Here is a 21836-nt window from a genome sequence, read left to right on the forward strand (position 1 = left end):
CAATCCGGTGCAAAGTTAGACGAACACCCACAGAATTCGTCGATCGGTGGACCCGGGGTGGTGCAGTGATGGATCCACTTCTGTTGCAGGTCAGCGCCGCGGAGGTCGCGAGCGCGGTGAACTTCACCTGGATCCTGGTGGTATCGTTCCTGATCTTCTTCATGCACGCCGGCTTCGCCATGCTGGAGGCGGGGCAGGTGCGCTCGAAGAACGTCGCGAACCAGCTGACGAAGAACCTGCTCACCTGGTCGATCGGGGTGATGGCCTTCTTCCTCATCGGCGCGGGGATCAGCAGTCTCGTCGGCGGGAACGGGTTCGCCTGGACCGCCGGGAGCGATCCGGGATCGTGGGCGAGCGGCTGGCTCTACGGCGCGGTGTTCGCCATGACGGCGGCGACCATCGTCTCCGGGGCAGTGGCCGGACGCGCGAAGCTCCGCGCGTACGTGACCTACACGTTCCTGCTGGCGGCGGTCATCTACCCCGTCGTCACCGGGATCACCTGGTCCGGCGCGTACTTCTCCCAGTTCCTGGGCACCGGCTTCCAGGACTTCGCCGGCGGCATGATCGTCCACGGCATGGGCGGTATCGCCGGCCTCACGGCCGCGTACGTCCTCGGGCCGCGCATCGACCGGTACAACAGTGACGGCAGCGTCAACGTCATCCCCGGGCACTCGCTGACCTTCGCCGTGCTCGGGACGCTGATCCTGGCCTTCGGCTGGTACGGGTTCAACGTGGGCACGGCCGCGATCTTCACCTCGGGCGAGAGCGGCCTGCTGTTCAACGGCGCGGTGCTGGGCCGCGTCGCGCTGACGACCACCCTGGCGATGGCGATGGGCGCCATCGGCGCGGGGACGGTCGCGCTGGCCAAGACCGGCAAGGTCGACACGCTCTACGTCGCCAACGGCCTGCTCGCGGGCCTGGTCGGGATCACCGCGATCCCGAACGTCGCGACCTGGTGGGGCGCCATCGTCGTCGGCGGCATCGCCGGCGCCCAGCTCCCGATCGTGTTCAGCTTCGTCGAGAAGCGCCTCAAGATCGACGACGTCTGTGCGGTCTTCCCCGTCCACGGCAGCGCCGGCGTCCTCGGGACGCTCGCGTACCCCTTCGTGGCGGTCGAGACGAACGTCTTCTCGGGCTTCTCGGTCGACGCCCTGATCACGCAGGTCGCGGGCGTCGCCGCGATCACCGTCTGGACCGTCCTGGCGACGGGCCTGGTCTTCGGTGTGCTCAAGGCCTTGGGGCAGGCACGCGTCTCCCCGGGCCACGAGCGCGAGGGCCTCGACATCTCCGAACACGGCGTCGAGACCTACCCCGAATTCTCGCTCGGTGACGACGCGACGATGACGGACGGTGGACGGACGTACAAAACGGACGGCGGTCAGATCAACGACGGTGACAACTGATGAGCGAAACCGAACCCAACGACGGCGGCATCAAGATGATAATCGCGTTCATCCGGCCGGGCAAACTGTCCGACGTGAAGAAGGGCCTCGCCGAGGTCGGTGCGCCCTCCCTCACGGTGACGAACGTCCGCGGCCGCGGCAGCCAGCCGGTCAAGAAGGGCCAGTGGCGCGGCGAGGAGTACGTGGTCGACCTCCACGAGAAGGTCAAACTGGAGACGGTGGTGGCGGACGTGCCCGCCGACGACGTCGTCGACGCGATCTCGGAGGCCGCTCACACCGGCGATCCCGGTGACGGGAAGGTCTTCGTGATCGACGTCGAGGACGCGGTCCAGATCCGGACCGACAAGCGCGGCCCGGACGCGGTCTGACGGATGGCAGTCGACGACACCGATCGACGCATCGTGAACGCGCTGTTGTCCGACGGCCGTGCGAGCGCCCGCGACATCGCCAGCGAGACCGGCCTCGCGGCGACGACGGTCTCGAAGCGGCTGTCGGCCCTCGAAGAGAGCGGCGTCGTCGAGCACTACCGCCCGGTCCTCGACTACGACGCGCTCGGCTACGACGTGACCGCCGTGTTCCACCTCAGCGTGGACGGCAACGGCCTGCGAACCGTCGTCGAGCGACTCAGTGACCACGAGCGGATGGTCAGCGTCTACGAGGTGACCGGGAGCCACGACGTCGTCGCGATCGGGAAGTTCGAGGACACCGACGAGATGAACGGCCAGATCAAGGACCTGCTGACCGACCCGGACGTGGAGGCGGCCAACACCAGCGTCGTCCTCGACGTCGTCCGGGAGCACGCGCAGTTCGCCGTCGACCTCACAGAGGACTGACGGCGACCGCGCCCCGCTTTTTTCGCCTGCGTGTGCAGGCAGACGCGTTACCCCGCGACAGGCAGTCCGTCCGGTATGCCCGGCGACCGAACCGAGACGGTCCAGCCTGCCCAGGTCGCGAGTCCGCGGACCACCGGAGGGTCGTCCTGATGGCACTGCTCGGCCTCGAGCGCGAGACGCTGCTGGACCTGACGGTCAACGCGATCCCCCTCGGCATCCTGCTCTTCCTCGACGTCCTCTTCTGGTTCGTCAACCCCTGGGGCTGGGATCTCTGGTTCGTCTTCTGGAGCCACGTGCTGACGCTGGTCCCCTTCACGCTGCTCCTCCTGCTCAGCTACGTGAGCGGCCGCGTCATCCAGCGCGACGAGGGAAAACTCGAGGAGCACTGAACCGGCACCACGCGAAGACCCGTGACCGCCGGGCGGTCGAGTCGGTCGTCGGCCACGGGATACCCGTCGGTACGGGACGAGGTTCGTTCGTGACAGCAGCAGAACGAGGTCGGAGTCGCTGTTAATCGGAGCGGCTCCCGGCTCGCGGCTTCGCCGCTCGCCATTTCGAGGGCTCGCTTCGCTCGCCCTCGCGTCAGTCGTCAGCCGAGAGCGGCGTCCCGTCGGGCGCGGTCGGGGCCGGACTCTCGCCGTCGTCGAAGGGGTACCACGACTGCTTGGCGTCGTGCATCCAGGGGTCCTCGTAGCTGGTCTCTTCGGGCTCGGCCAGCGTGATGAGGTTCTCCTGGCCCGTGGCGTCGACCCACTCGCGGAAGGTCTGGCCCTCTCCGCGAAGCGCCGCGAAGGCCTCGACGAGGTTCCGGATCAGGCCGGGCACCTCGTCCGCCGGCACGCGCTGGCGGACCCAGTCGACGAAACTGGGCTCCTCGCCCACGCCGCCGCCGACGCCGACGTCCATCGCTTCGACCATCTCGCCGTCCTTGCGGGCGCGCATCCCCTGGAGGCCGATGTCGGCGGTCATCGCCTGCCCGCAGTCGGCGGTACAGCCCGAGTAGTGGATCTTGATCCGGTCGACGTCGGCGGGCAACTCGACGTTCGCCTGCAGCCAGCGGAGCATTCGCGCCATCCGGGTCTTGGTCTCGGTCAGCGCGATCGAGCAGAACTCCGTCCCCGTGCAGGCCATCCCGCCCTGCGCGAAGGGGCTGGGCTCGGGCGTGTGGATCTCCAGCAGGTCCTCGGAGAGCAGCGCGTCGAGGTCCTCGTCGGGCACGTCCATGATCAGCGGGTTCTGCCGACGGGTGAGCCGGATCTCACCGCTGCCGTACTCGTCGGCGAGGTCGGCCAGTTCGATGGCCTCCTCGGCGGGCAGCCGACCGACCGGGACCGACAGCCCGACGTAGTTGTTCCCGTCTCTCTGGTCGTAGACGCCGACGTGGTCGTGGGCGCCGCGCTCGGCCGGTTTCCCGGCGTTGTAGGTGTACTCGCCGCGGAAGTCCGTCCCTGCGCGTTCGAGCGCGAAGTCCAGGCGCTCGTCGAGAGCCGCGCGGATCTCCTCACAGCCCCACTCGTCGACGAAGAACCGGGCGCGGTTCTTCTGCCGGTTCACGCGGTTGCCCTCCTCGAAATAGAGTTCCACGAACGCCCGGACCGTTTCCTTGGCCTGCTCGGGTCGTACGAACAGGTCGAGCGGCCGCGCGGCGCGGGGCTCGCGACCGCCGAGGCCGCCGCCGACGCGAACGTTGAAGCCCTCGACTTCCGCTCCATCGATCAGTTTGTGGGCCGGCTCCAGGCCGACGTCGTTGATCGAGTCCTGGGCGCAGCCCTGGCGACACCCCGTCACGGAGATGTTGAACTTCCGGGGCATGTTCGCCAGGGCGTCGTCGCCGCGGATGTCGGCCTCGATCTCGTCGAGCAGGTCGCGGCTCTCGACGTACTCCTCGGCCTTGCCCGCGACCGGACAGCCCGAGATGTTGCGCATCGTGTCCCCGCCCGAAGAGCGGCTGGAGACCCCCACGGACTCCAGTTGCTCCCAGATCTCGGGGACGTCCTCGAGCTTGATCCAGTGGAGCTGGATCGACTGCCGCGTCGTCAGGTCGATCCAGCCGTTACCGAACTCGGGGTTGTCGACGGGCCCGCGGGCGTAATCCCGGGCCACCTCGCCGATGGCGCGCAACTGCCCCGGCTCCAGGACGCCGCCGCAGTTGGTCAGCCGCAGCATGAAGTAACTCTCCTGGCCGGAGCGCTGGTGGAAGATCCCCCAGAACTTGAAGCGGGTGAACCACTCCTCGCGTTCGTCCTCGGGAATCGAGTCCCACCCCCGTTCGGCGAACTCGAGCAGTTTCTCGCGGACCTCGTCGCCGTACAGCTCGTCTTTGATCCCTTCTTTCTTGTGTGGCATAGGCAGTCACCGAATTACGTGTACGTCACGATTTCTCTGCAATACCGCAACGAACTTCCACTCGTTCACGTCACAATAATCCAGTTTAGGCCGTATAACAGTAATCGTTGAACATATGGAGAAGCAACAGATGCAGGAGGACGTTCGTCTACTTTATCAGGACGGTAAGCCTGTATAAGGACGTAAATCGTCGAACGAATCGACGTTCGTGTGGACGGGCGTGCGGTTTCCGGCGGGAGCGGTGCGAGTCGGCGGGAGGGAGCGTGCCGGCCGAGCGCGCGCGAGCGTCCCCCGGGCGACCGGTGGGGCTCGATTCACGATCGGCCGTGGCCCGATGGGACCGGCTTTTTCCCCAGGGGCGACGAGGAGTCGATCATGACCGACGGCGGGGACCCCGAGAAGACCCTCGAGGACTGGAAAGCGGAGATGCAGGCCGAACACGCCGAGGCCATCGCGGAACCGGATCCGGACGCAGACCACGAGATCGAGGGGGTCGCGCAGGTCAACTACCGGCTCACCTTCGCGTACGACGCCGAAAGGGACGCGCTCGAACGCGTGGCCGAGCGACAGGTGAACGACCTCTCGGACCCCGAACTGCTCTCCTGTTCCTGCGGCGTCCGCGGGATGACCCGCGAGGAGGCGCGCGAGCACGCGGCCGCCGCCCGGGAGGACTAGGCGTCGCCCTCGGTCCGCGCGGCCTCGAACGCGCGGTCGTCGGCGTACTGGGCAACTGTGGCTTCGTCGACGGCGTCGACGTCGAGTCGGTCGAGGACCGAGTCCAGGCGCGGGTCCGGTTGTCTGGTCGCCGTCTCGCAGGCCCGGCGGCCGGAATCGACGCGGTAGACGGCACAGTGGGGGACGAGCCGTCCGTCGACGCGCGGGACGACGGCGTCGGCGGTCCCCGAGCGAGCGCGGTTGTGCAGGTAGGCGAGCAGCGTCGGGTCGACCTGCGAGAGCGGCCCGACGGCGACGGCGTACTCGGCGGCCGCGACCCGGAAGACCGTCCGGAGCGCGAACACCGGGCCGCGGTCGCCGACGGTGTCGAGCGCGAACCGCGGTTCGTGGGTCGCGCCGTCGAGCGCGTTCGCGAGCGCGTCACGGCGCTCTCGCCGGCAGTGGACGACGAGTTCGTCGATCAGCGGTGCGAGTCGGTCGGCCACCCGACACGCGAGGGGAGTCCCATCGATCTCGTGAAGGGGGTCGGCGCCGTCGTCGATGCCCGCGGCGGCGCCCTCGGTGAGGACGACGCCTGCGGTTCGTCTAGACATCCCCCGGGGCGTCGGGTGTCCCGTTCGGCGAGCGCCGGACCATCGCGTCGACACCGGCGTCCACGGCGGTACGCGGCTGTCGCAGCCACTCGGTCGGCCGCGTCATTCGGAGGCCTCCACCGGCTCGGGGTCGACCGCTAACTCGGGGGCGGTGGACTCGGCGTCGGCGGCCGTGAGGCGCACGGCGCACTGCTTGAGGTTCGGCTCGTCGGAGCGGGGATCGGTGGCGGGGACGGTCAGCTCGTTGGTCGCCGGATGGTGGATCGGTAGCCAGACCAGCCCTTCGGGGACCGCCGGGTCTGGGTCGATCCGGGCCGTGACGGTGCCGCGTCTGGTTTCCAGTCGGATCTCGGGGAGCGCATCCGGGTCCTCATCCCCGTCGGGCACCGCACCCGCGACCGCGTCGCCGAGTTCCGCCGCGACCGTCTCGGGGTGGATCCGGGCCGTGACCGGGTCGAGATCGTCCACCTGGCGCGACCGGATGCCGGTGTTGTACCCGTCGGGCTCGCGGGCGGTCGTCAGCGTGAGCGGGTACGTCTCGTCGGTCGGTTCCGGGAGGGAATCGGCTTCAGGCGGGTCCGAGAAGTTCGCCCGCCCGGAGGGGGTCGCGAACGTCCAGTCCTCCCCGTCGTCGGTCGCTTCGTGGTAGCGGTAGCCCCCCTCGGCGTCGGGTTCGGGGGCCGGCCAGCGGACGGCGAGTTCGTGATCGAGGCGCTCGTAGGCGATCCCCGAGCAGTCCGCGTCCGTCCCAGCGGTCAGCGCGGCGAACTCGTCGAACGTTGCGGCGGGGTCGACCGGCGGCTCCGGGAGGAGGCCGGGCGCGATCTCGGCAGCGATGGCCGCGACGATGTCGAGGTCCTGCTGGACCGACGGCGGCGCGTCGGAGGCAGCCCGGACGCGCGAGACGTTGCGCTCCATGTTCATGACCGTCCCCTCGGACTCGCCCCAGGTGGCCGCCGGGAGCACCACGTCGGCCAGCTCCGTCGTCTCCGTCCGGAAGCTGTCCTGGACGACGAGGAAGGCGTCCTCGAGGGTCTCGGCCACGGCGTTCGCGTCGGGCATCCCGGCCACTGGATTGGTCGCAACGGCGTAGACCGCCTCGACCGGACCGTCGGAAATGGCCTCGATCGTTCCGACAGGGCCGGGCCCGGTGTCGTCGGGCAGCCGGTCGACGGGGACGCCCCACGCGTCTGCGATTGTTGCTCGGTGGCCCGGGTCGTCGAAGGGCCGCTGGCCGGGCCAGGACCCTTTGCAGGAGACGACGCGCGTCCCCATCGAGTTGGCTTGGCCGGTCAGCGAGAACGGGCCGCTGCCGGGCCGGAGGTTGCCGGAGGCGAGACAGAGGTCGATCAGCGCCCGCGCCGCGTCGGTGCCGCGGACGCTCTGGTTGATCCCCATCCCCCAGTAGACCAGCGTTCGATCCTCGAAGGCCGCTGCGAGATGGTCGACCGCCTCGAGGGTGACGCCCGCCTCCTCGGCGGCCGCATCCGGGTCCGGGAGATCGGCGACCAGGTCCTCGAACCCCTCGGTTGCTTCGTCGACGAACGCCTCGTCGACGCCGTCGATTTCGACGAGTCGGGCCAGCACGGCCCGCGCGAGCGCGAGGTCCTGGCCGGGGTCGAGCTGGACGTGTTCGTCGGCCGTCGTCGCCGTGTCGGTCTCGACCGGGTCGACGACTATCATGCGGCTGTCCGCTGCGCCCGCGCTCTCGCGGATCCACCGGAACATGACCGGGTGGGCGATGGCGGGGTTGGCCCCCCAGACGACGTGGGTCTGGGCCTCGGGGATGTCGTCGTAGGTCGTCGGCGGCGCGTCGCTGCCGAACGCCTCGTAGTAGGCCGTCACGGCGCTGGCCATGCAGAGCGTCGTGTTCGCGTCGTAGTACCGGGTGCCCATGCCGCCCCGGGCGAGTTTGCCGAGGGCGTAGGCGGCCTCGTTGGTCTGCTGGCCGCTCCCGAGCACCGCGACGGCGTTTCGATCGCGGGCGAGCGCGGCGTCGAACCGCTCGGCGACGCGCTCCAGCGCCTCCGGCCAGGAAGCCTCGACGAGTTCGCCACCCTTCCGGACCAGCGGCTGGGAGAGCCACTCGCCCTCGGGGTCGCCGCTCTCCTCGATGCCGCGCTGGCAGGCCAGCCCACGGTTGACCGGGTGCTGGCCGTCGCCCCGAACGACGTCGACGCCGTACCCCTCGGCTACGCCGAGGTGTTTGTGCCCGCAGCCGACGGCACAGCGCATGCACGTCGTCGACACCCAGTCGCTCATCGCTCACCCCTGCGGCCCGACCGGCGACGGATTCCGGACGTGTGTGAACGTACGTTCCGAACGTCCACGGATTCTCCACAGTTCGTCATCGTTTCTCGTTGGTGGCACGGTCATCTTCCACGGGTAAAACGCTGACTAACACGTTCGGCAAATTTTTTCACACTCCAATCGACGGGCGGTCGGTTTACGGTAGAATATTGTCTGTATAAGGGCATTCAAATCGGGAAATTCGGACGAATATTCGACGGGCGTCGAAATCCCGGCCAGGGCGACGGGGCGGGGGGCGTCGACGGCTCCAGTCAGGCCAGTACGCGCCCGCTCGGTCGGCCGCCCGCGACCGCCCGCGAGACACTACTTACTTTCCGGTGGTGCTCCAAGGGCCGGGTATGACTCACGAGCAGTCGCGCGACCTGTACGACCGGGCGCTCTCGGTGCTGCCCGGCGGCGTCAACTCCGCCGTGCGGGCGGCGATCGAGCCCTATCCCCCGTTCATCGAGCGGGGCGACGGCGGCCACGTCATAGACGCCGACGGCGATCGGTACGTCGACTGGGTGATGGGCCTCGGCCCGCTGCTGTACGGCCACGAGCAGCCCGACCCCGTCGAGGCGGCCGTCCAGTCCCACGCCAGCGCGGGCCCGATGTACGGCATGCCCACCGAGATCGAGGTCGAACACGCCGAGTTCGTCGCCCGACACGTCCCCAGCGTCGAGATGTGTCGCTTCGTGAACTCGGGCACCGAGGCGACCGTCTCTGCCTGCCGACTCGCGCGGGCCCACACCGGCCGCGACAAGATCGTCGTCATGCAGGGTGGCTACCACGGCGCCCAGGAGACAACCCTCGTCGAGGGCGAGTACGACGACGTCCGACCCTCCAGCCCCGGGATTCCCCAGTCCTTCGCCGACGAGACGCTCGCGATCCCCTTCAACGACGAGGAGGCCGCTCACCGCGTCTTCGAGGACTACGGCGACGAGATCGCGGCCGTCCTCGTCGAACCGATCCTCGCCAACTACGGCATCGTCCGCCCGGTCGACGGCTACCACGAGACGCTGCGCGACCTCACCGACGAGCACGGCTCGCTGTTGATCTTCGACGAAGTGATCACGGGATTCCGCGTCGGCGGCCTCCAGTGCGCCCAGGGGAAATTCGGGATCGAACCGGACCTGACCACCTTCGGCAAGCTCATCGGCGGCGGCTTCCCCGTCGGCGCGATCGGCGGCCCCGCCCGACTCATGGAGCAGTTCACCCCCTCCGGCGACGTGTTCCAGGCCGGGACGTTCTCGGGCCACCCCGTCACGATGGCCGCCGGCCTCGAATCGCTCCGCTACGCCGCCGAGAACGACGTCCACGACCACATCCACGACCTCGGCGAGCAGTTGCGCACGGGACTGGCCGAGATCGTCGCGGACCAGGCCCCCGAGTACACCGTCACCGGCGTCGACGGGATGTTCAAACTGATCTTCACTCGGGAGGCCCCGGATACCTTCGAAGGACACTGCGACGGTGCCTGCGAACAGCGCGAGTCCTGTCCGCGCTTCGAGCACTGTCCGAAAAACGCCGCGGACGTCGCCGCCGGCGAGACCGACCGCTGGCGGCGCGTCTTCTGGCCCAGGATGAAAGAGCAGGGGATCTTCCTCAGCCAGAACCAGTACGAGTCCCAGTTCGTCAGCTATTCACACACCGAGTCGGACGTCGAGGAGACGCTCGAGGCGTACAAGGAAGCGCTGTAAGGGGACCCAGGGGTCACGGACCCCTACGCCTGTTCGACCGTGACCGACGGCTCGTTCGCGTGTGCCAGCGTCACGAGGTTGTACACCGGCGAGCGCTTCGGGTACTCGCGGATCCGTTCCACGTCCTCGCCGTCGAGGTCGGTCCCGGTGACCGTGACGTCGATCATCGGTTCGTCGAACATCTCGTCGGCCCGGTCCACGTCGTGGATGCCGAAGAGGACGCGGAGGTCGGTCGGCACGCGCACCCGCGTCTCGATCTCCTCGACGGCGAGTCCCTCCCGGACCGCGTTGAACGCGATGGTCCCGTTGATGCAGGCCGTGAGGCCGGCGAGCGCGCCCTCGATCGCCTCGTAGCGCTCCTCGGGGTCGGCAAAGCCCAGGCTCTCCTCGAGGTCCGCGGGCAGGCCGAACTCGAGCGTGTGGTCGCGGTCGCCGCCCATCTCCTCGCCGCCCAGCGACCACTCGTCGATGGCGGCCGAGGTTCGGTTGACCGCGTCCTCCGCGACGCCGCGGGCGCGGAACTCGATGCGGCCGTCCTCGGGGTTCGCTTCGAGCCAGTCCACGAACGCCATGTGGTCGCCGACGTCGACGCCGTGCTGTACTGTCTCAGTCTGTGGATCTTCGGAAGCCATGAGTACCTCGGATAGAGAGAGGGCGCCGACGGCGATAGTTATGAACCGGGGTCCGGTAGGGAGGGGTGCCTTACCGGATCGCAACCGACACGAAAGGGAGAGCGTCGCGTCAGCGTCAGGTCCCGCGGCCCCCGAACCTGTCGCCTCGTCTGCCACAGACGCTTTTGCTCGGGTCGGTCGAAAACGACCGCGTGGCGGTCGCACCCGATCCCGAGGAGATCTACGACCGGGCCGTCGACGAGGGGGAACGCCGGCTCGACCAGTCGCTGCTCGAACTGCTCGCGACGAGTTTCATCGCCGGCTTCACGATCGTCTTCGGAACCGTCGCACTCGCCATCGTCCACGCCGCCGTGCCCGACGGATTCGGCCGCCTCGACGCCGTCGCCGGGGCGCTCGCGTTCGGCCTCGGCGTCGTCTTCCTCGTCGTCGGCCGCGCCGAACTGTTCAACGAGAACTTCTTCGACCCGATCGCCGCCGCCATCGAACGCGACGAGTTCCCCGTCGGTGAACTACTGCGCCTGTGGACCGTGACCTTCGCGCTGAACCTCGTCGGCGGCGGCCTGATGGTCGCCATCTTCTGGGTCGAGGGGACGCTCCCGGCCGGGACCGAGCAGGCCCTGCGCTCGTTCGCCGAACACACTGCCAGCCGGTCGACGGTCGGGACGTTCACCAGTGCCATCGTCGGGGGTGCGCTCGTCGCCTTGCTCTCGCACTTCCTCGCCGCGGTCAACAGCGTGGGGAGTCGGATCTCGATGTCCTACGCCGTGGGTTTCCTGCTGGCGCTCGGTCCCTTCGAGCACGCCATCGTGACGATGCTGCACGCCTTCTTCGGCGTCCTCTACGGAGCCCCGATCGGCGTCGGCGAGTTCGCGGCGCTGACGGGTGTCATCACCGCCGGCAACGTCGTGGGCGGGATCGGTCTGGTCACACTCACCCACGTCGCCCAGGCGCTTGGCGCGCGGCGGTGACGCGGCCGCCGAGTCGGTACGCTTTCGCCCGTGCCCCCACGAGTGCGGTGCATGAGCGACGAGGGCATCAGCCTCGACGAGAAGCGCGTCTACGGCGAGAAGACCGGGACGACGGAGCTGTACGTCGCCGCGGAGCTGGGCGTGGCGGTCGTCGCCGTCTCGGCCGACATCGTCGGCGAGTTCTCGCTGGCCCACCGCTGTGCCGCCCGCGACGTGGCCGCCGGCCCCGAGTTCCTCGCCGTCGCCACCGACGAGGACGTGCTGGTCAGCCACGAGGGGAGCTACGCCGACACCGACTTCGGCCCGGCGGTCGCCGTCGGGTTCGACAAGGGCGACCTGCTCGCTGCGGGCCCCGACGGTCGAGTCGCTCGCCGCGAGGATCAGGGGTGGACGGAGCTCGGAACGGTCGCTGACGTCCGGGCGATCGACGGCGGCCTGCTCGGCGCGGCGGACGGGATCTACCGCGTCGGCGACGGCCTGGAACACGTCGGCCTCTCGGACGTACGCGACGTGGCGACCGGCGGGACCCCACTGGCCGCCACCGGGGACGGGCTCTACTACCTCGGCCCGGGCTGGGCGAAAGCGCTCGACGGGGCGTTCACGGCCGCCGCGAGCGCGCCGGATCGGGGCCACGCCGCCACCGCCGACGCGCTCTACGAGCACACCGACGACGAGTGGAGCGAAGTCGACGTCCCGACCGACGAACCCATCGCCGCCGTGGCTCACGGGCCGGAAGCAGGGGCATACGCCGTCACCGAGCGCGGCACGGTACTGGTGTCCGTCGGCGACGGCTGGCGCGACCGGGCACTGGGCCTGCCGGGCGTGAGCGCCGTCGCCGTCGCGCCCGAATCGTGAGTCAGTGGGCGGACATCCCGCTCACGACGTTGAGGAGGACGACGCCGGCGAGGATGCAGGCGATGCCGGCCAGCCCCGCGAGGTCGACCGTCTCGTCGAAGGCCACGACACCGACGGCCGCGATGCCGACGATACCCAGCGCGGCCCACGTCGCGTAGACCAAGCCGACAGGCAACTCTTCGAGGACCGCGGCGAGCAGGTAGAAGGCCGCGCCGTAGCCGACCACGACGCCGACGCTCGGGAGCGGCTTCGAGAACCCCGCCGAGAGCTTCAGCGAGGTGGTCGCGAACAGTTCGGAGGCGATGGCGGCGGCGAGGAGGGCGTAGGGGTTCACGGCAAAGCGGTCGCAGAGTTGTCACTAAGCGGTTGCGTTTCCGGTCGCACGGGCGGAAGCGAAAAGGGGTTTAGCCGCGGCGGCGACGGACCGACTATGATCGTCAGTGGGTCCAGTTCCCAGTCGCTCGCCGCCGCGCTGGCCGCGGCGACCGACTTGGACCTCGCGCCCGTCTCCTTCGACCGGTTCCCCGACGGGGAACTGATGGCACAGGTGCCGCACTTCGACGCCGACGAGGCGGTGGTCGTCGCCGCGACCGACACCAGCGACGCGCACGTCGAGTTGCTCCAGCTCCAGGACGCCGTCCGCGAGGCCGGCGCGACGGAGGTCACGACCGTCCTCCCCTACATGGGCTACGCCCGCCAGGACGCGGCTTTCGAGTCCGGCCAGCCCGTCTCCGCCCGCGCGATGGCCAAAGCGCTGAGTACTGGAACCGACCGCGTGCTGACCGTCAACCCACACGAGCCAGCGATCGTCGACCACTTCGACGTACCGGCCGAGACCGTCGACGCGGCGGCCCTGCTGGCAGAGCCGCTCCCCGAGGACCTGACGGAACCGGTCTTCCTCTCGCCCGACGAGGGCGCCATCGACATCGCCGACACGGTACAGGACGCCTACGGTCGCGGCGAGACGGACTACTTCGAGAAGACCCGCCTCTCGGGTACCGAGGTCGAGATCGAACCCCGCGACGCCGACGTCGAGGGCCGGGACGTCGTGCTGACCGACGACATCGTCGCCACCGGCTCGACGATGTCCGAGTCCGTCGCCGCGCTGGACGACATGGGCGCCGCGCGTATCTTCGTCACCTGCGTCCACCCGATGCTCGCCGCCGACGCCCGGACGAAACTCGCCCGCGCCGGCGTCGAAGCGATTTATGGAACCGACACGCTGGAGCGGGCCGTCAGCGCGGTCAGCGTCGCGCCCGCGATCGCCGAACGGCTCTGAATTTTAGTCCGACGCCTCCGCCGCCGCCAGCGACTCCACGGCAATCTCCATCTCGACGCCTTCGACCTCCCACTCCTTCCGGAGGCCGTCCTCGACGGCCCCGAACTCGTCTGCGCGGACCTCCTCGGCGATCAGGGCCTCGTGCTCGCGGACGAGGTCTGCGACGCGGTCGTCGCCCACGTCGAGTTCGACGCGGATGCGCTCTTCGAGGTCCAGATCGAGGTCCTTGCGCATCTCCTGGACCCGCCGGATCACCTCGCGGGCGTAGCCCTCGCTCTCGATGTCTTCGGTGAGGCTCGCGTCGATGTAGACGACGCCCAGCTCCTCGCCGTCGACGTCGAAGGCCACGCCGGTCACGTCGTCGGGCGTCTGCGTGACGAACTCGACCATCTCCTCGGTGAGATCGACCGACTCGCCCAGCGCGTCCTCGACGGCGGCTTCGAGGGCCTCGACGGTCGGTTCCGTGACGCTGGCCTCGTTCAGGGCGTTCATCACCCGGCCGGCGTCGTCGCCGAACTCGGGCCCGAGCAGACTCATGTCCGCTTCGGCGGAGTAGGCCAGTTCGCCCCAGCTATCGCCCGGTCCGATCAGCTCCAGTTCGCGGGCGTTGAGCCGCTCGGTCAGCAGATCGCGCTGGCTCTCGACCGCGCTCGCAGCCGCCTCGTCGTCGACGGCGACGACGACGCGCTGGATCGGCCAGCGGAGGCTCCGTTCGGCCTGCTGGCGAGCGTTCGAGCCCGCCTCCTCGACGGCGCGAGCGACCTCGACCTCGTCCTCGAGGTCCCGGTCCTGCCAGAACTCGTCGGGTTCGGGCCAGTCGCACATGTGAACGGTAGGGTAGCCGGCATCTCCGGTCAGGTTGCCGTAGATCTCCTCGGCGACGAAGGGGGCGAAGGGGGCGATCAGCGCGACCGTCTCCTCGAGCACGCGGTAGAGCGTGGCGTAGGCGGCCGCCTTCGAGTCGCTGTCGCCTTCCTCCCACATGCGCTCGCGGACGACCTGCACGTAGAAGCGCGAGACGTCCTCGACGACGAACTCGAGCAGGGCGTCGAGGGCCTTATCCTGCTCGAAGGCCTCGAAGTGCTCGGTCATGGTCTCCTCGACGCTCTGGAGGCGAGAGAGGACCCACTCGTCGACGAGTTCCGTCTCGGCGTACTCGAGGTCCACGTCGTCCGGCGAGAACTCGTCCATCCGCATGTACGGCAGCGGGAACCGGAAGACGTTCCAGAGGATGTTGAGCCGGCGCTGCATCTCGGCCATCTCCTCCCAGGAGAACTTCATGTCGTCGGCCTGGCCGGTCACGGAGAGGAGGAACAGGCGCATCGGGTCCCGACCGTGGCGCTCGATGGCCTCGCCGGGTTCGACGACGTTGCCGATGGACTTGGACATCTTCCGCCCGTCCGAATCCAGCGCCCAGCCGTGCATCATGACCTGCTCGTAGGGCACCTCGCCCAGCGCGGCGGTGCCCATGCCGAGTTGCGACCAGAACCAGCCACGCGTCTGGTCGTGGGCCTCGATGATGAGGTCGGCGGGCCACAGTTCCTCGAACTCGCCCTCCTGTTCGGGGTAGTTCAGGGTGCCCCACGTCGCGACCGAGGAGTCGAGCCAGACGTCGAACACGTCGCCGACGCGGGTGTAGGTGGTTCCGTCCTCGGTGATCGTCAGGTCGTCGACCGTCCCCTTGTGGATGTCCACCTCGTCGGGATCGATGTCCTGATCGACGCGCTCGGCCAGTTCCTCGCGCGTGCCGACGACGATGGCGTCGTCCATCCCGCCACTCCAGTCCTCGGGCGTCCAGATGGGGATCGGGATGCCCCAGTAGCGCTGGCGGGAGACGTTCCAGTCCGGCGAGTCCTCGACGAAGTCCCGGAAGCGGTTGTCCCGGGCCTCCTGGGGGTACCACTCGCTGTCCTCGATGTTGTCGAGAAGTTCGTCCTTGATGTCGGTGACCGTGATGAACCACTGGTCGGTCACCATCTGGATGATGCCGGTGTCACAGCGCCAGCAGTGGCCGTAGTCGTGGTGGACGGTGTCCCGCGAGAGGAGCAGCCCCTTCGCGTCGAGGTCGTCCATGATGGCCGCGTCGGCGTCCTTGACGAACTCGCCGGCGTAGTCGCCGGCGGCGTCCTCGTAGACCCCGTCGGGACCCACCGGACAGAAGATATCGAGCCCGAGTTCCTGCCCGCGCTCGAAGTCGACTTCACCGTGGCCCGGCGCGGAGTGGACCAGTCCTGTCCGATCGGCCTCGACGTAGTCGGCGGTGTAGACCTGCAAGGTCCCTTCGCCGTCTGGCGCATCGGGGACTTCCTCCCGGAGCGGGTGGTCGTAGGTCCAGCCGACCATCTCCTCGCCCGAGACCTCATCGCGGATCTCGTAATCGTCGTACCGGCCCTCCTGCAGGACGTCCTCGACGGTCTCCTCGTGGAGGTAGAGGACTTCCGTCTCGCCGTTCTTCGTGGCTTCGACGGCCTGATAGGTGGCGTCGCCGTCGACCGCGACGAAGGTGTTCGCCGGGACGGTCCAGGGCGTCGTCGTCCAGATGACGAGATGGCCCTCGCGCTCTCGCAAGGGGAACTTCACGTAGATAGAGGGGTCGTCGACGTGTTCGTACTCGACCTCGTTGTTGGCGATGGCGGTCTCACACCGCGGACACTGCGAGATGGAGCGCTGGCCCTGCTCGACGAGGCCGCGTTCGTGGGCCTTCTCGAAGCCCCACCAGGCCGCCTCCATGTACTCCGGGCGCACCGTCTTGTAGGGATCGTCCCAGTCCATCCAGACGCCGAAGGACTTGAAGTCCTCCTGCAGGCCCTCGAGCTGTTCTTCGGCGAAGTCCTTGCACTCCTCGATGAACGCCTGCTCGCCGAACTCCTCGATGTCCTTCTTGTTCTCGAAGCCCAGGCGCTCCTCGACCTTCGTCTCGATGGGGAGCCCGTGCATGTCGTAGCCCGGGCGGTCGGTCACGTCGTACCCCTGCATGCGGAGATAGCGGATGTAGCAGTCCTTCAGCGTCTTGTTCCAGGTGGTCCCCATGTGGGCGGCCCCGGAGGTGTACGGCGGCCCGTCGACGAAGAAGTAGCGCTCGCCGTCGGCCCGGTGCTCCGTCGTCCGCTCGTAGGCGTCGACCGCGTCCCAGTGCTCGAAGACCGCGTCTTCGAGCGCGTGGGGCTCGTACTGGTCGTCCACCGGCTCGAACCTGCTCATGTGAGGGCCATTCGCCGCCGGGACTAAAGGGGAATCGGTCCCGCCGCACGCGACCGGTGGAGGAAAGTCGCCCGGGCCCCGACGAGCGCCCGATGCCGCCGTTCCCGGATCCCGACGAGCGCGAACCTCTCGCCGACGACTGCCGGCGCTGTCCCGCCCTCGTCGAGGGCCGGGAGTGCATCTCGTGGGGCAACGGTCCGCTGGACGCCGACCTGGTCGTGGTGGGGGAAGCACCCGGATACGGGGACCCCGACGCCGACCGCTGGCGGGGTGGCAACTGGACCGGCCTGGCCTACACCTCGCGTCACTCCGGGCGACGGGTCCGCGACCTGCTGGCCGACGCCGGCTACGGACACGAGAACTGCTATTTCACGAACGCCGTCAAGTGCTTCCCGGCGGACCCGGAGGATCCCACGACCAACCGGGAGCCGACCGCCGAGGAGCGCGAGAACTGCCGCCCCTACCTCCGTGAGGAGATCGAGACGGTCGCGCCGAGCGTCGTCGTCACCACCGGAACCCACGCCACACAGTCCGTGTTCGCGATGGCGGGTCACGAGGTGGACGGGTTCCTCGACGCGGTACTGGAACCCGTGCCGTGGCCCGCGCTCGAGACGACGGTACTGCCGCTCTTGCACCCCTCCTACCAGGACGTCTGGCTGTCGCGGTTCGGCTACTCGCGCCGGGAGTACGTCGACGCCATCCGGCAGACAATCCGAAGCGTCTGACGGGCGACGGATCACGAGATCCGCAACGAGGGTTTATCTCCATCGGGTGGGAAGCGTACGCAAGATGTCGGACGAATCGGTGGGTGCGGGGGCTCCAGACGCGGGATGGCGGGCGGATGGAGCCCTCGCGGGCGCGCTGGCACGGACCGTCGAGGGAGCGTGTTTTCGACTCGATGCGGAGCGACGGCTCCGCGCTGTCACTGAGGAACTGGTCACGCTGACCGGTCGGTCGCGGGAGGAACTGCTCGGCGAACACGTCTCGGTCCTGTTCGAGCCGCCGGACGAGGCGCGACTGGAGATCGCCCTGCGTCGACTGGAGGCCGGCGAGGCGGTCGTGAAGTCGATCGCGGTGCGGATCACCGCTGACGGGGAGGCCATCCCGTGTTCACTCAGGCTGGGGCGAGTCGATCCGAACGCCGAGTCGTCGGAGGTCGTCGGCGTGATCCGGACCCGGGCGACCCCCAAGACCGAGGACGGTTCGACCGACGAGCGCAGCGAGCAGGCCCGCCGACTCGAGCGGGAACGAGACCTCTTCGAGCAGGTGCTCGACGCCGCGCCGATCGACATCAAGGTCGTCGACCGGGACGGCGAGGTGATTCGGACGAACGCGCAACGGGAGATCCGGGAGTTTGCGGACGTCACCGACTACGACATATACACCGTCGATGGCGAGCCGATACCCGTCGCGGAGCGGCCGTCTCGGCGGGTCTTCGAGACCGGCGAGCCGGTGTACGACGAGGAGGTGTGCGTCGACCGTCCCGACGGCGACCGCCGGTACATTTCGGTCTCCGCCGTCCCGCTGACCGACGACGACGGCGAGGTCGACCGGGCCGTCGTCACCGTCGAGGACGTCACGCATCTGAAAGCGCAGGCCCGCCGGCTCGAACGCCAGCGCGACGCCGTCGAGGCCGAGCTCGAGGGCGTGTACGACCGGGTCACGGACGCCTTCTTCGCGCTAGACTGCGAGTGGCGGTTCACCCACGTCAACGACCGGACCGCGGAGGTGTTCGGCCGCCCGGCCGAGGAGATGATCGGCGAGCACATCTGGACGCGGTTCGACGAACTCGCCGGGACGGACTTCCAGGCGGAGTACGAACGGGCCATGGAGACCCAGGAGCAGGTGAGCTTCGAGGCGTACTTCGAACCCCAGGAGGCGTGGTACGCGGTCGAGGCCTACCCGTCGGACTCGGGGCTGTCGGTCTACTTCAGGGACGTGACCGAGCGCAAAGAGCGCGAGCGGGCGCTGGCCGAGTCCCGGCGTCGATACCGGGGCCTGGTCGAGAACTTCCCCAACGGCGTGGTCACCCTGTTCGACGAGGAGATGCGCATCCTGGTCGCGGGCGGTGAGGGGTTCGCGGGCTACCCCTTCGAGGCCGAAGACATCGAGGGCGAGCGGCTCGAGGACGCCGCGCCGTCGGAACTCTACGAACAGGTCAACCCCCACTACGAGGCCGTACTCGACGGCGAGGAGCGGAGCTTCGAGGTGACGTTCGGGGAGCGGACGCTCCAGTTCCACTCTGTCCCGATCCGCGACGACGAGGGCCGGGTCACCGCGGGAATGGGGATGTCACAGGACGTCACCGAGCAGCACCGCCGGGAGCGGGAACTGCAGACGCGGGTCCGCCAGCAGTCGGCCGTCACGGGACTCGGCCAGCGAGCCCTCGAAGCGGACGACCTCGACGCCCTGTTCTCGACCGCCGTGTCGGCCATCGCGGCGACGCTCGACACCGACTCCTGCAAGGTGCTCGACCTGACGGCCGAGGGCGACGAGTTACTGTTGCGGGCCGGCGTCGGCTGGCGCGACGAGCTGGTCGGGCAGGCGACGGTGGGCACCGATCGCGACTCGCAGGCGGGGTACACGCTCCTGTCCAAGGAGCCGGTCGTCGTCCAGGACCTCACGACCGAGGACCGGTTCACGGGGCCGGAACTGCTCTCCTCACACGACGTCAGGAGCGGCGTGAGCGTCGTCATCGGCACGCCGCAGGACCCCTGGGGCGTGCTGGCCGCCCACGACAGCGAGGCCAGGGAGTTCAGCCGACAGGACGTCGAATTCGTCCAGGCGATGGCGAACATCCTCACGACGGCCGTCGAGCGCATCGAACAGGAAGGGGAACTGCGCCGCCAGCGCGAACAGCTCGCGGCGCTGAACCGCCTGAACGAGATCAGCCGGGACATCATCCGCGCGCTCCTCCAGCAGTCGACCCGCGAGGAGGTCGAACAGCTGGTCTGTGACCGCCTGGCCGACTCCGACTCCTACGCCTTCGCCTGGGTCGGCGCGCTGGACGAGCAGAGCGAAGAGGTGGTCGTCGAGACCGAGGCCGGCGTGACCGACTACCTCGACGACGCGACCATCAGGATCGACGACAGCGACGCGGCACAGGGGCCGACGGGCAAGGCCTTCAAGACGGGCGAGTTCCAGGCCTCCCGGAACGTCCTGGAAGACCCCGACTACGCGCGGTGGCGCGACCGGGGCAAGGAGTACGGCTACCGCTCGTCAGCGGCCGTACCCATCAGCCACGAGAACACCATCTACGGCGTGTTGAACGTCTATACCGAGCGAGTCGACGCGTTCGACACCGAGGAGCGGGCAGTGCTCCGCGGCCTGGGCGAGGTGATGGGCCACGCCATCAACGCCATCGAGCGCGAGCGACTGCTGATGAGCGACGAGGTCACCGAAGTCGAGATCCGCCTCCAGTCGCTCTTCGATGACCTGGACATCGAGGCGGACGTCACGGGGTCGATCACCATCTCGGAGACGATTCCGACCGGCGACGGGGCCTACCTCGCCTACGGGACCGCGACCGAGGCCGCCCAGCCGGCGCTCGAAGCGCTCGTCGAGCGAGAGACGGACTGGGGCGACCTCACCTACCTCGAGAGTGACGCTGGCGACCGCCGGTTCGAGGTCGTCCTCGAGGACCCCCCGATCCTGCGGGTGCTGAGTTCCCACGGCGGCCACCTCGACCGGGTCCGGATCAGTGACGGCGACGTGTTTCTGACCATGGAACTCCCGCCCGACGCGCCGGTCCGGGCGGTCGTCGACGGGGTGGAATCGGTGTACTCCGACGCGGAGATGCTGGCCCAGCGCCGGACGACCCACAGCGGACGGACGGGCGGCCGAGCCGGTTTCGACCTCGAAGCCCTCCTCACCGACCGACAGGCCGCCGCCGTGGAGGCGGCCTACCACGCCGGCTTCTTCGAGTGGCCCCGCGAGCGCACCGGCGAGGAGGTCGCGGCGTCACTGGGGATCGCACCGCCCACCTTCCACCAGCACCTCCGGACCGCCCAGCGCCACGTCTTCGAGGCCCTGCTCGAGGACGACGAGCAGGACCAGCCCTGATCGACCTCAGGCGTCGGCGCGTTCGTCGAGTTCCACTCGGAGGGTCGCGAGCAGCGTCTCCAGGGTCGCCCCCTCCCGCTCGAACGCCCGGAGGCGGTCGGTCACCGCCGGATCCAGCGGCGGGCCCCGGAGCACGAAGGCGCCGCCGGTGGCGGTCGCCCGGAGGACCCAGCGCGCGACCGAGGCGACCGGGCCCCACCCGGCGTCGGCGAGCACGACGGCGATCCGCCACGCGTATTCGCGACCGCCCGTGATGGCCGCGAGCGAGAGCCGCTCGTCCAGGCGACCCAGCGCCACGTCGACGTCGGCGACGCCGGCCGCGTAGGTCTCCGCCAGGATCTCCTGCTGGACGTCGACCAGGCGAGCCAGCACCCCGTCGACGGCGCGGTGGTCGTCGCGTCTGGCAGCCCGGTCCGGGTCGATCCCCACGTCGGCGAGCGTCAGCGCCAGGTCGTAGTTGATGTGCGCGTTAATTCCCAGGAAGGCATCCTGGCTCGCCAGGGCGTCGCCCCGGAGCGCGGTCCCGAAGGCGACCCGCCACGGGTCGGGGACGGCACCGACCTCGCCGCGCTCGAAGGCGAGGAAGGCCCGCCGGTAGTAGTTCGCGAACGTCGTCGTGTAGGTCCGCATCCACGCCGGGTCCGCGAAGTACCCGTCCGCGATCCGGGCGCGGATCCGTTCCGTCATGCGCGTGTAGACCGTGAGGAACACCGCCCGGCGGTCGCCGCGGTCGGCGAGACGCGCCTCCAGTTCACGCAGGCGCTCGGCCGCGTCCTCGACCGAGTCGTACGGCTCCCGGACGACCGACACGAGCGCCGGATCGGGCTCGGAGGGTGGCTCGAACTGGCGCACGTCCCGCCGGAGCGCGAGCGCCATCTCGCGGAGTCGGCGGGGAGTCAGGAGACGGGCGGCGTCGCCGGCGGCCGCGAGCGAGCGTACCGGGGTACTCATCGGCGAACCATCACGGCGCCGAGAGATAGCTGTGGCGGGACGTCCCGGC

18 protein-coding genes are annotated in these 21836 nt (G+C 69.1%); 11 read left to right on the top strand and 7 right to left on the bottom strand.

Annotation, left to right across the window (positions count from 1 at the left end; genetic code table 11):
• The first annotated feature begins 68 nt into the window (after positions 1-68).
• The 4 genes from U5918_RS09145 (at position 69) to U5918_RS09160 (ending at position 2625) form a co-directional block, all read left to right on the top strand.
• Positions 69-1403: an ammonium transporter gene (locus tag U5918_RS09145; RefSeq protein WP_336001040.1), complete on the top strand. Its 1335-nt coding sequence runs from the start codon at positions 69-71 to the stop codon at positions 1401-1403.
• On the top strand, positions 1403-1771 hold the full coding sequence (locus tag U5918_RS09150; protein WP_336001041.1) for a P-II family nitrogen regulator: 369 nt from the start codon (positions 1403-1405) through the stop codon (positions 1769-1771). The genes U5918_RS09145 and U5918_RS09150 overlap by 1 nt, the downstream gene beginning before the upstream one ends.
• A 3-nt stretch (positions 1772-1774) precedes the next feature.
• Entirely contained in the window at positions 1775-2236 is a 462-nt protein-coding gene (lrp, locus tag U5918_RS09155) for an HTH-type transcriptional regulator Lrp (RefSeq protein ID WP_336001042.1), read from the top strand.
• Positions 2237-2385: 149 nt separating this feature from the next.
• Positions 2386-2625: a DUF6684 family protein gene (locus tag U5918_RS09160; RefSeq protein ID WP_336001043.1), complete on the top strand. Its 240-nt coding sequence runs from the start codon at positions 2386-2388 to the stop codon at positions 2623-2625.
• Between the two features lie 193 nt (positions 2626-2818).
• Here the strand turns inward: U5918_RS09160 and U5918_RS09165 are convergent, their stop codons facing one another.
• Positions 2819-4582: a nitrite/sulfite reductase gene (locus tag U5918_RS09165; RefSeq protein WP_336001044.1), complete on the bottom strand. Its 1764-nt coding sequence runs from the start codon at positions 4580-4582 to the stop codon at positions 2819-2821.
• A gap of 375 nt (positions 4583-4957) precedes the next feature.
• On the opposite strand from U5918_RS09165, the gene U5918_RS09170 reads away from it, so the two are divergent.
• The gene (locus U5918_RS09170; protein ID WP_336001045.1) at positions 4958-5257 is read left to right on the top strand and encodes a hypothetical protein; all 300 of its coding nucleotides are present in this window, start codon (positions 4958-4960) and stop codon (positions 5255-5257) included.
• Here the strand turns inward: U5918_RS09170 and U5918_RS09175 are convergent.
• Entirely contained in the window at positions 5254-5850 is a 597-nt protein-coding gene (locus tag U5918_RS09175; protein ID WP_336001046.1) for an NTP transferase domain-containing protein, read from the bottom strand. The two genes, U5918_RS09170 and U5918_RS09175, sit on opposite strands and share 4 nt — an antisense overlap.
• A 102-nt stretch (positions 5851-5952) precedes the next feature.
• A complete protein-coding gene (nasA, locus tag U5918_RS09180; RefSeq protein ID WP_336001047.1) occupies positions 5953-8112 on the bottom strand; it encodes an assimilatory nitrate reductase NasA in 2160 nt (719 codons plus the stop codon).
• Between the two features lie 386 nt (positions 8113-8498).
• On the opposite strand from nasA, the gene hemL reads away from it, so the two are divergent.
• Positions 8499-9839 carry a glutamate-1-semialdehyde 2,1-aminomutase gene (gene hemL, locus U5918_RS09185; protein WP_336001048.1) on the top strand — a complete coding sequence of 447 codons (1341 nt, stop codon included), beginning with the start codon at positions 8499-8501 and terminating at the stop codon, positions 9837-9839.
• 23 nt (positions 9840-9862) lie between these two features.
• On the opposite strand, the gene U5918_RS09190 is transcribed toward hemL, so the two are convergent.
• A complete protein-coding gene (locus U5918_RS09190) occupies positions 9863-10471 on the bottom strand; it encodes an OsmC family protein (protein ID WP_336001049.1) in 609 nt (202 codons plus the stop codon).
• 191 nt (positions 10472-10662) lie between these two features.
• Between U5918_RS09190 and U5918_RS09195 the strand changes: the two genes are divergently transcribed.
• Together U5918_RS09195 and U5918_RS09200 are read left to right on the top strand one after the other, a co-directional pair.
• Positions 10663-11439, top strand: a complete 777-nt coding sequence (locus tag U5918_RS09195; RefSeq protein ID WP_336001050.1) for a formate/nitrite transporter family protein — start codon at positions 10663-10665, stop codon at positions 11437-11439.
• A gap of 51 nt (positions 11440-11490) precedes the next feature.
• On the top strand, positions 11491-12294 hold the full coding sequence (locus U5918_RS09200) for an HVO_0234 family beta-propeller protein (RefSeq protein WP_336001051.1): 804 nt from the start codon (positions 11491-11493) through the stop codon (positions 12292-12294).
• Between the two features lies 1 nt (position 12295).
• Here U5918_RS09200 and U5918_RS09205 read toward each other — a convergent pair whose 3' ends face one another.
• Positions 12296-12628 carry a DMT family transporter gene (locus tag U5918_RS09205; protein ID WP_336001052.1) on the bottom strand — a complete coding sequence of 111 codons (333 nt, stop codon included), beginning with the start codon at positions 12626-12628 and terminating at the stop codon, positions 12296-12298.
• Positions 12629-12724: 96 nt separating this feature from the next.
• On the opposite strand from U5918_RS09205, the gene U5918_RS09210 reads away from it, so the two are divergent.
• A complete protein-coding gene (locus U5918_RS09210; RefSeq protein ID WP_336001053.1) occupies positions 12725-13573 on the top strand; it encodes a ribose-phosphate diphosphokinase in 849 nt (282 codons plus the stop codon).
• Between the two features lie 3 nt (positions 13574-13576).
• Here the strand turns inward: U5918_RS09210 and ileS are convergent, their stop codons facing one another.
• Positions 13577-16774 carry an isoleucine--tRNA ligase gene (ileS, locus tag U5918_RS09215; RefSeq protein ID WP_336001054.1) on the bottom strand — a complete coding sequence of 1066 codons (3198 nt, stop codon included), beginning with the start codon at positions 16772-16774 and terminating at the stop codon, positions 13577-13579.
• 92 nt (positions 16775-16866) lie between these two features.
• Here ileS and U5918_RS09220 point away from each other — a divergent pair, with 92 nt between their 5' ends.
• Together U5918_RS09220 and U5918_RS09225 are read left to right on the top strand one after the other, a co-directional pair.
• Positions 16867-17499 carry a uracil-DNA glycosylase gene (locus U5918_RS09220; protein WP_336001055.1) on the top strand — a complete coding sequence of 211 codons (633 nt, stop codon included), beginning with the start codon at positions 16867-16869 and terminating at the stop codon, positions 17497-17499.
• Positions 17500-17563: 64 nt separating this feature from the next.
• Positions 17564-20836, top strand: a complete 3273-nt coding sequence (locus U5918_RS09225; protein ID WP_336001056.1) for a PAS domain-containing protein — start codon at positions 17564-17566, stop codon at positions 20834-20836.
• Positions 20837-20842: 6 nt separating this feature from the next.
• On the opposite strand, the gene U5918_RS09230 is transcribed toward U5918_RS09225, so the two are convergent.
• Positions 20843-21787: a DUF5995 family protein gene (locus U5918_RS09230; RefSeq protein ID WP_336001057.1), complete on the bottom strand. Its 945-nt coding sequence runs from the start codon at positions 21785-21787 to the stop codon at positions 20843-20845.
• Between the last annotated feature and the right edge of the window lie 49 nt (positions 21788-21836).

Origin of the sequence: Halorientalis sp. LT38 (assembly GCF_037031225.1) — an archaeon.
In the GTDB taxonomy this organism is placed as follows: Archaea; Halobacteriota; Halobacteria; order Halobacteriales; family Haloarculaceae; genus Halorientalis; species Halorientalis halophila.